Below are 8,445 nucleotides of genomic sequence, written 5' to 3' on the forward strand. Positions count from 1 at the left end.
CACCGAATGGATCGTTGCTGGTTACAGGGAAAACTGGGCGATGCGCTCCATGCAGTACTGTGTGCAACGGGTTACAACCTACGCTGGTTGCTGCGAGCAATGGTTCGCCTGGGGCTGAAGACGGCTTTTTTACGCATTTTATTGCTTCAGCTGGTCAATTCTATCAGGAGCGAACTTCTGACTGTTGATGTGAATACTCGGCATGCTAAATCTATATTAGCAGCCGGGTGAATTTTGCAGGGCCGACTACCTATATGGCCACCGACAGAGGCGAAAAGCCGCACAAAATACCTTTTGAAGCATCAGAGCGAAAACTGGTCAAGGCAGACTTCCAGTACCATGAAGCCGATAATACCTTCACCTGTTCTGCTGGACAGACTTTAGTGATGATCAGCGAATCAAAAGCGGGCGAGCGGGTATATCAGGGCCGTAATGAAATCTGTGCCGACTGTCCGTTGCGCAACCGTTGTTGCCAATCGGAAAAAGGTCATGCCCGTACCATCACTACGGATGATAAAGAATCGCTGCGTCAAGACATGAAGCGCAAAATGGCAACCGCTTCAGCTCAAAGCGTTTACAAGCAACGCAAAGTCATCGTGGAGCCGGTCTTTGGTCAAATCAAGAATAGCGGATTTCGTGGTTTCAGCGTGCGGGGCAAAGAAAAAGTTGCCGGTGAATTTGCCATGATCTGTGCCGCCCACAATTTCAAAAAAATTACCAAAGCCATTTTAACGGGATTAATCCGTCCAGCGTTTACCGATTACGCGACAAACCTTGCAAGATGAGGAAAAACACAGCAAATAAAGCCAAAAAACAGAGGAAATTGACTAAAAACAGTCATTTTAAAAATTATTACCAGTAAAATTTTAAATCACTCTCGTAAAGGAGCGTTCTACTCGATCTACGTGGGCATTCTCGGACAAGCTCCTAGTTCCCTCGGGTAATTTCCCACGAGCTGTTTCCAAGAGGGTCTGCGAAACGCTTCCAGGTGCTATAAGCCCCAGTCATCTGGATCACTATTCGAGGAAACAACCTGTCCTTCCCCCATGTTCGAACTGAACAAAGTGAATGCGAGCATTCTCGCCCGCTCTTGTTTGTAGTCATACTCTTTTTGATATTTTGAAGATAAAAACTCAATTCCACTGAATTCCTTCACAATCTAAAAGTCCCCAAGTGACCACATCTTAACTTTGTCTTCTGTTTTCTGAATGGTGTCAAAATCGGTATATATATATTGTTACTGAACCATCAGCACTTTCCTCCACCAAAGCCCAGTCAGCCATCACGGTATTAGCTACTAAAGTCAATATTAAAGTTAGCCGTTATCTTTTTCATGCGTATTTGATTACTCATTCTCCGTTTTTTTATCACACGAGCATATTAGCACCTCATAGAAGTGGCGCCCCAAAACGGGTAAGTGGTTGAACTCCGATAATGCTAATTGAAGAGAGCAATGATGATAAACAAAAAACGTAAACAATATCCTACAGAATTCGTGACGAAGGTAACATTGGCAGTGCTTCATCAGAGCTGGGCTTTGGCGAGTTCATCAATCAGAAACTGATTAATATTGCACCAGCCGGTTCCCCGCCGTGGGGACCAGTCGCCTTCGGCTAAAAAGCATGCAATTTTCCAACTGAATTTTTTAGAGTCAAACTTTTTCCCGATTCACATAGCAAAAGAGGCCGTATATTTTTCATATTCACTTACGTTAAGGTAGAACGACTACTCTTCAGATCTTGATAGAATTCCCCTTGAATTCGGTCAACATAATCAATTAAATTGTTCTTTGACAAACCGTATTCTTTAAGTGGCGATTCAATTGGACAGCTGATGATATTGATTAAGTGACCAAAAGCAGACGTATCTAATGTGGTAGGTTGATCTCCTAGAAAATATCGCTTACTTCCAAGGTTTGCTGATAATGCATCAATATCTTGTTTGCCTAATGTAAAAATTTCTTCCGCTTGATGTCTGCCGGTGCCATGACCATAAATTTGCCGTTTGATTTTTGGACGCCATCTATTAGCAACAATGTCCCGGATAATGGGTGGCAGCCCTCCAAAAATTGCTTTCTTGTTGACTTGCCAATTTTCGTCTGTGTATTGCCAACGTGAATAAAGCAAAACCCAAAATAAATGCTCATCGAGTAAACGCTGCATGGCTACTGATACCGCCAATCCCGTATCACTTAGACCTTTGTCTAGGTCTTTATAGGTTGATTTAAGGTGGCTAATGATAAAACGAGAATCGCCTATTGCTTCACTGTTATCTTTAATATAGGGCAATTTACCTTTGGGAGCACTAAAAGGTAATGCCGGTTTGATTTCGTATTCAATGCCAGCTATTCGCAAATACGTTTCGATTTTGCAGCAAAAAGGACTTAAGTTCGGAATCCCCCATGTGCGTTCAAATTGGTAAAGTTTTAACATGCTATTGATCCTTGTCATCATTGTTAGCAATCACAAGTTGATTGTATAATGCAAGTAACTATGCACTAAGAGCTTGCACTATGCAAGTCAATATAATCTATAAGTTTGCTAAATGTGAGTGATCAAGCTCTCCTTTTATTTTTTAAGGAATACTAATTTATGACTGATGAGCTGGATAAACCAATATTCGAGCGATCATGCTGCCCAATTACTTGCTCACTCGATCTCCTGGGTGATAAATGGACTTTGTTGGTTATCCGTGATCTGCTATTGGGTAAAAAACGCTTTCAAGAATTCCTGGAATCTCCAGAACGAATTGCCACCAATATATTGGCAGACAGACTAAAGAAAATAGAAACTGCTGGGCTTGTCATTCCACAAACATATCAACTGAAACCAGTTCGTCATGAATATGTTCTGACAAAAAAAGGAGAGGATCTTAAACCTGTACTTCAAGCTCTAGTTAAATGGGGAAAAACATATTACTCTGGTACTAAAGTTTTTGAAGCTGTTGAGCGACGAGTGGCTGGATAAGTAAGGGTCTAACAACAGAAACAGGGAGTCACATGTTCGCAGTAGCAGCAATTTACCTAGAGGGTTAAAGTCCCGTCCCAGGAATTGTTCATACGCCTTGGTAGTACAGAGAGCAGTGTTCAAGTAATTAAGAGTCGCGAGTTTCTAAACAACCTCCACGATGCAGAGCGTATGGAGCACCAAGTGGAAACAAAAGCATAAGTCCGGCGCTCACCCCGACACCCTAACCGATGTATTCCGATATTATCTCTATAGAACAACGAGTTATTCATAGATAACTTCTCATTCCTGTCTCATACCAGTGACCGTCAGATTAACAGGTGTTTTAATTAACTGTTTTTATTGAAGATATACCCGCTAGTGCTCGCCAATCATCGTCAGATTTGTCACGCTTCTTTTGCAATAATCTGGAAATAAAATAACTTCTTAGTATGGCTGCGCGATAGGCGAGCATTTTGATTATACTCCTCGCACTTCAAAATTTGGTTTTCGTAATCCCTCATCAATACCTTCTCCCAGCGGGAGAAGGTATTGATGCCGAATTTTGAAGTGCGAGGAGTATAAATCTTTGCGGGTTTGGTCCATTGTTTGCAACGGGGTGCTTTATTACTCTAGCTACATCAAACCACCTTGGTTCAGAAAAGATAAATCATAGCGCGAATCTATTTTTTTACGGATAATGTAATAGAACCACAATTCATAGCTTATCGGGAAATATTTCTTGTAATAAATAACCGCTGCTCTCAGCTATTCAGAAATTTTCTTGTAGAGTTTGAGGGGAACCATTCTTTTTTTCCGCATACGAAGATTGAGCATCTCTACTGTGACGGAAAAAGCCATTGCAAAATAAATATAGCCCTTTGGCACATGCACACCGAACCCCTCCACCATGAGCATGACGCCCACTAGAATGAGGAACGAAAGAGCAAGGATTTTGATCGTAGGATGTTCATCCACAAAGTCTCCGATAGTCTTTGCCGCCATCAGCATCACGATTACTGCCAGAATAATAGCAATCGCCATGAGAGAAACCTGATCTACCAGGCCGACCGCCGTGATGATTGAATCCAATGAGAATACAATATCCAACACCGCAATCTGGAGTAGCGCCATTCCCAGGCTGGTGGCTACAATCAAACGGCCAGTTTCTTCTATTCCTTCTAAGCTGTTATGGATTTCATACGTAGCTTTGGCGACCAGAAACAGCCCGCCCCCAATCAGAATCACATCACGTCCTGAAATTTCATATGAAAGCAATTTAACCCACGGCTCAGTTAATCCCATTACCCAGGAAATCGAAAATAGCAAAGCCAAGCGCGTGATCATGGCAAGGCCAAGCCCCATTCTTCTGGCAAACGCACGTTGACTTTCGGGAAGGCGCCCGACAAGTATGGAGATAAATATAATGTTATCGATCCCGAGAACAATTTCTAGTGCAGTTAATGTACCTAATGCTATCCACGCTTCAGGACTTGCTAGCCATCCAAATATCATGGTTTCCTCTTCTTTCTTTTGACGGTCATAAACTGGGGACAGAACTCACTGTTAATTATTCATCGAACCCAAGGCTGATATCAGCAGGTCAGCTCAGTTGGTTTTTCATAATGTTTCTCAACAGACCTGCCTTCTACAGATACAGTAAGCATAAATATCTTTTTAAGCAAAAATAAATTTACTGATAATCCATTGTGTTGTCAAAAACACAGAAGAATGTTTCAAAAAAGGTTTATCTTCTAGACAAGATTATAAGGAACAGATTATGAAATGGCTCGCAGGAATTATTGTATTGATTTTGCTAGTAGTATCAGAAAAATTTAGAAAATTTGCAGGGGTTTTTGTTTTGGTATGTGCTGTTGGTGGCTTGTTATTTTGGCAGTATCACGAATATGAAAAGAATAAATCCAGAAACAGGATTTCGCCTTCAGAGTTAGTTTTAAAAAATGTTTCATTTAAGCTCTCACACAGTAGCTATGAAATGACGGGACGTATAATCAATAACTCTGAAAAATTCACTTTGAATGGTGTGCAATTAAAAATTACCATTAAAGATTGTGCGAATAACAATAATATTGATTGCATTATTTTTTCAGAAAAAAATGAATATATTTATGTCTATATTCCACCGAAACAAGCCAGAGATTTCAGAAAAGATATTTCTCTATATTCGGATCAGATTAAAGAGGATAGGCTGGTTTGGAATTATTCGGTAGAATTTGCTGAGTCAGAATAGACAGCAGTTTGTCTATCAGTAGGAATCACATAAAATAGTGTATTGTCACATTGTTGTGGTAAAGCATATGTCGATCTTAATATGTAACAAGTGTTTAACCCCATATAATTAAGAAGTTATTATTATCAAGCCTTATCTTTTTTCAATTTGAACTACTTCTTTCTGGATTTCAGCTTTTATCTTCTTGGTATCGGACTGGTTTTGTAGGGACTCTTTATTTTCAATTTCAACTTCTTTAATAAAAACCGCATAGTCGCTGGGGTAGATTGTAAAACCCGAGATTTGAGCATAAACCCTTGTAAGAATAGCGCTAAAATATAAAATTATTGCTGAATAATAGACCCAGAGCATAATAATCACGATGGAACCTGCTGCTCCGTAAGTTGAACTTACATCACTGTTAGATAAGTAAAAAGTAATAGCAGATTTTCCTATCATAAAAAGGAAAGCAGTGGTTATAGCGCCAACAATGATATTTCTCCATCTAATCTTTGCATCAGGCAAGATTTTGAATATGCAAGAAAATATAAAAGTAATGACAATAAAAGTCAGAATGAGATTAAGAGAATAAGTGAGATAGACAGTAGTAATCGGAAACATTTTTTGTAAGCTTTCCATTAAAACTTCCAATGCAGCATTTAACACCAGAGATACTAATAGAATAAATCCTAGTGAAACAACCATTGAAAAGCTCAGAAAGCGGTTAATAATGAGTTTTATAAAACCTGTTTTAGGCTTGGCTTTTAAACGCCAGATATGATTGATTGATTCCTGAATTTCCACAAATACTCCGGTAGCTAAGAACATAAGCATAACTACACTACCGGCGGTTGATAGTGTGCTTCTTTCAGAGATTGCAGCATTTTTAATCATTTGCTCTACTTGATTTGCTGCTTGTGAACCCATCAATTCTGTAAGTTGAGGATAAAGTTCTCCTTCTATAGCTTCTGCACCAAAGAAAAATTGAACGATTGTTATAATAATAATGAACATAGGCGCCAGCGCAAACAAGGTATAAAAAGCAAGAGATGCGCTCATTTTGAGTACATTGACTTCGACGAATTCAGAAATCACTTCTTTAAACACAAGCCATACATTATTGAATGTTAATTTCATCAGTGGAAGCAAATAATATTGATAAATCTAGAATATAAGGTTTATAGTAAAATCGATTAAAGGCATAAATGTTTATGGGGTTCTAGGGAATCTTGAAGATGTTAATCTACTCGAACATCCTTAAATCATTAAGTGTACCTATAGACCCAAAATGATGAAAGATCGCAGCTAGTAATTTACTGTCAGATTTATTGATAATTGCTTGTTTCAGTGATGAGCAATGCAAATTTAGATTCTTTAAACTCTTTGCTTTTATAAATATTTAGCTCGTCAGTTTTTAACTAAATCTGTGCTCAGCATTCATAATTTTTTATACGCTAACTCAATCACCAAAGTGCAGGCTAGCTGTGCTATATGCAGGGATAATCTCGACCATCATGTAGCTTTTGCTCTGATGGACATTTTGAGATGCTTTACTTGGAATTTTTTACTGCGATGCAAGCTTTGCCGCAGCAATCATATCCGGGCAAAAAGTTTTGCCATTGTCATAGACCTTTGACTGGCAGGTTATGTTTATTATACTCATCGCACATGAAATTTCGGCATTCAGGCACTACCGATGATTTGAAAATTATCGGTTATAGTCTGCGTAATTCTGCTTTGTAATGATCCGATGCTGTGAAAAAAGCTTCGCAAATGCTTTTGAAAAGTGAAAAAGTTTCATAATAGCGACCATACAGAATTTTCTTCTTGAAAAACTTCCAATAACGTTCAATTAAGTTCAGGTTGGGTGCATACGGTGGCAAAAATACGAGTTTTATTTTTGAGTCGTTGAGATAGTCACTGATCAGTTGGGATCGATAATAACGCGCATTGTCACAAATAATGTAAATCCATGCTGCTGTTGGATGGTGTGCCTCGATTTGCTGAAACAGTTGGATAGTCAATTGCGCATTGATGGTGTCATCATAGCGCACAATGGCCTGCAGACTAACCGTATTAATCGCGCCATTAATATTCAAGCGCTGCCGACCGGTATTGCTCCGAATTTCGCGATCCTGGCCGCGTTTGATCCATCCGTAACCGGCTACCGGATTATGATGGGGATGAGTGGCATCCATGAAATAAATAGGGGTCTTCGGGCGCTTTATTTGCCTTGAGTGCTTCATAGCATTGCACAAAGGCGCGTTGTTTCCCGGCACCAGTTTCGGCTTTTTATAAACAGAGCCTATTTGGCATAATAATTGGGTTATGCCGCTTTCGCTGTACGAGATACCTCAGGTTTGTTCGATATAATGCGCGATTTCTTTGGCAGTCAAATACAGATTTTTATGTAAATGCTGATCTAATGCTTGTTTCTGCAGCTCATTCAGAAAAGACTCGCTACTGCCAACCTCAAACTTCTGGAGTGCAGACAAGCCTCCCTTGCGATAACGCTTATAGTGATAGTGATTACGCACGGTTTCCCGATCAATCATGAGCGCTTCAGCCACTTGAGTAACCGACCAACCTTTTCCTAACAGGTAGACGGTTTTTAGCCGGTCAGCATAACGCTTGTCTGAGGTTTGACGGTGCGCTGATTCTAAATCGGCAATTTCTTGCGCAGTGGGCTGGTAACGTGATGACATATCAAAATTCTAATATATTTACAACAATACCACACTAACTTAAACCAATTTTTGATTCACGAGAAGTATAACTTTCCTACTTTTTGCAACAAAGCATGTATTGTATTTCTAGCGGCTCCTCTTTGAAAGGAGGAGCCGCTATTGATCAGATCAACCGTTACTTCTGCTCACATATACGATCAGCTTGCTCTTCCATTTCATCGGCCCTTCTCTCTGTAGACTCACGAGTGGCCTCGGCAGCACGATCAGTGGATGGGGAATCAATCATTCCTGGATCTCGTTTTTCTATCCGATCGGCCGCAGCTTCCCCACGATCACGCGTTATATCTGCTTTTTCTTCCTTTGTATCAGCTTTCTGTTCCAGTAGGTTTTCGTGCCTATTTTCTTCCCTTGAATCACATGCGGAAAGAGCGAACGCCAACATTACGACAGCAAATGCCGGTTTCAAATAATTATTCATCATAGATTACCTCTCAAGAAACACAATATATCCACATGATTAGTTGAATGATTTTTTAAGTTGATTGAGGAGCGGGAACGAGTTGCATACCAAGTTTTTCAGCGC

The 8,445-nt window shown here is 39.9% G+C and carries 10 protein-coding genes and 1 pseudogene; 4 read left to right on the forward strand and 7 right to left on the reverse strand.

The window, feature by feature from the left end; genetic code table 11:
* Positions 1 to 231, forward strand: a pseudogene (locus BLW34_RS14085) (hypothetical protein); the annotation flags it as partial.
* A 23-nt stretch (positions 232 to 254) separates the two neighbouring features.
* Entirely contained in the window at positions 255 to 785 is a 531-nt protein-coding gene (locus BLW34_RS14090; protein ID WP_218138872.1) for a transposase, read from the forward strand.
* Between the two features lie 206 nt (positions 786 to 991).
* Here the strand turns inward: BLW34_RS14090 and BLW34_RS17550 are convergent, their stop codons facing one another.
* Both BLW34_RS17550 and BLW34_RS14095 read right to left on the reverse strand, forming a co-directional pair.
* Positions 992 to 1,156 (reverse strand): surface-adhesin E family protein, encoded by a 165-nt coding sequence (locus BLW34_RS17550; RefSeq protein ID WP_371263955.1) that lies wholly within the window; start codon positions 1,154 to 1,156, stop codon positions 992 to 994.
* 550 nt (positions 1,157 to 1,706) lie between these two features.
* Positions 1,707 to 2,432, reverse strand: a complete 726-nt coding sequence (locus tag BLW34_RS14095) for a glutathione S-transferase family protein (protein WP_090580908.1) — start codon at positions 2,430 to 2,432, stop codon at positions 1,707 to 1,709.
* A gap of 159 nt (positions 2,433 to 2,591) precedes the next feature.
* On the opposite strand from BLW34_RS14095, the gene BLW34_RS14100 reads away from it, so the two are divergent.
* A complete protein-coding gene (locus tag BLW34_RS14100) occupies positions 2,592 to 2,966 on the forward strand; it encodes a winged helix-turn-helix transcriptional regulator (protein ID WP_090580911.1) in 375 nt (124 codons plus the stop codon).
* Between the two features lie 747 nt (positions 2,967 to 3,713).
* On the opposite strand, the gene BLW34_RS14105 is transcribed toward BLW34_RS14100, so the two are convergent.
* Positions 3,714 to 4,457, reverse strand: a complete 744-nt coding sequence (locus tag BLW34_RS14105) for a TerC family protein (RefSeq protein ID WP_090580923.1) — start codon at positions 4,455 to 4,457, stop codon at positions 3,714 to 3,716.
* A gap of 268 nt (positions 4,458 to 4,725) precedes the next feature.
* On the opposite strand from BLW34_RS14105, the gene BLW34_RS14110 reads away from it, so the two are divergent.
* Complete coding sequence (locus BLW34_RS14110) at positions 4,726 to 5,196, forward strand: hypothetical protein (RefSeq protein WP_090580914.1); 471 nt, start codon at positions 4,726 to 4,728, stop codon at positions 5,194 to 5,196.
* A gap of 132 nt (positions 5,197 to 5,328) precedes the next feature.
* On the opposite strand, the gene BLW34_RS14115 is transcribed toward BLW34_RS14110, so the two are convergent.
* From BLW34_RS14115 to BLW34_RS14125, 4 genes are all read right to left on the reverse strand, one after another.
* Complete coding sequence (locus tag BLW34_RS14115) at positions 5,329 to 6,312, reverse strand: YihY/virulence factor BrkB family protein (RefSeq protein ID WP_090580917.1); 984 nt, start codon at positions 6,310 to 6,312, stop codon at positions 5,329 to 5,331.
* Positions 6,313 to 6,890: 578 nt separating this feature from the next.
* Positions 6,891 to 7,526 carry an IS630 family transposase gene (locus BLW34_RS16595; RefSeq protein WP_218138874.1) on the reverse strand — a complete coding sequence of 212 codons (636 nt, stop codon included), beginning with the start codon at positions 7,524 to 7,526 and terminating at the stop codon, positions 6,891 to 6,893.
* A 3-nt stretch (positions 7,527 to 7,529) separates the two neighbouring features.
* Positions 7,530 to 7,880 carry a helix-turn-helix domain-containing protein gene (locus BLW34_RS16600; RefSeq protein ID WP_218138873.1) on the reverse strand — a complete coding sequence of 117 codons (351 nt, stop codon included), beginning with the start codon at positions 7,878 to 7,880 and terminating at the stop codon, positions 7,530 to 7,532.
* 157 nt (positions 7,881 to 8,037) lie between these two features.
* Positions 8,038 to 8,343 carry a hypothetical protein gene (locus BLW34_RS14125; RefSeq protein WP_090580920.1) on the reverse strand — a complete coding sequence of 102 codons (306 nt, stop codon included), beginning with the start codon at positions 8,341 to 8,343 and terminating at the stop codon, positions 8,038 to 8,040.
* Positions 8,344 to 8,445 lie beyond the last annotated feature (102 nt).

This window comes from Nitrosomonas sp. Nm58 (genome assembly GCF_900107335.1).
GTDB lineage: Bacteria > Pseudomonadota > Gammaproteobacteria > Burkholderiales > Nitrosomonadaceae > Nitrosomonas.

Excerpts from the sequence above, each read along its gene's own strand:
- BLW34_RS14090 (WP_218138872.1), top strand. The coding sequence starts at position 255 with ATGGCCACCGACAGAGGCGAAAAGCCGCACAAAATACCTTTTGAAGCA.
- BLW34_RS14095 (WP_090580908.1), bottom strand. The coding sequence starts at position 2,432 with ATGTTAAAACTTTACCAATTTGAACGCACATGGGGGATTCCGAACTTA.
- BLW34_RS14100 (WP_090580911.1), top strand. The coding sequence starts at position 2,592 with ATGACTGATGAGCTGGATAAACCAATATTCGAGCGATCATGCTGCCCA.
- BLW34_RS14110 (WP_090580914.1), top strand. The coding sequence starts at position 4,726 with ATGAAATGGCTCGCAGGAATTATTGTATTGATTTTGCTAGTAGTATCA.
- BLW34_RS14115 (WP_090580917.1), bottom strand. The coding sequence starts at position 6,312 with ATGAAATTAACATTCAATAATGTATGGCTTGTGTTTAAAGAAGTGATT.
- BLW34_RS16600 (WP_218138873.1), bottom strand. The coding sequence starts at position 7,880 with ATGTCATCACGTTACCAGCCCACTGCGCAAGAAATTGCCGATTTAGAA.
- BLW34_RS14125 (WP_090580920.1), bottom strand. The coding sequence starts at position 8,343 with ATGATGAATAATTATTTGAAACCGGCATTTGCTGTCGTAATGTTGGCG.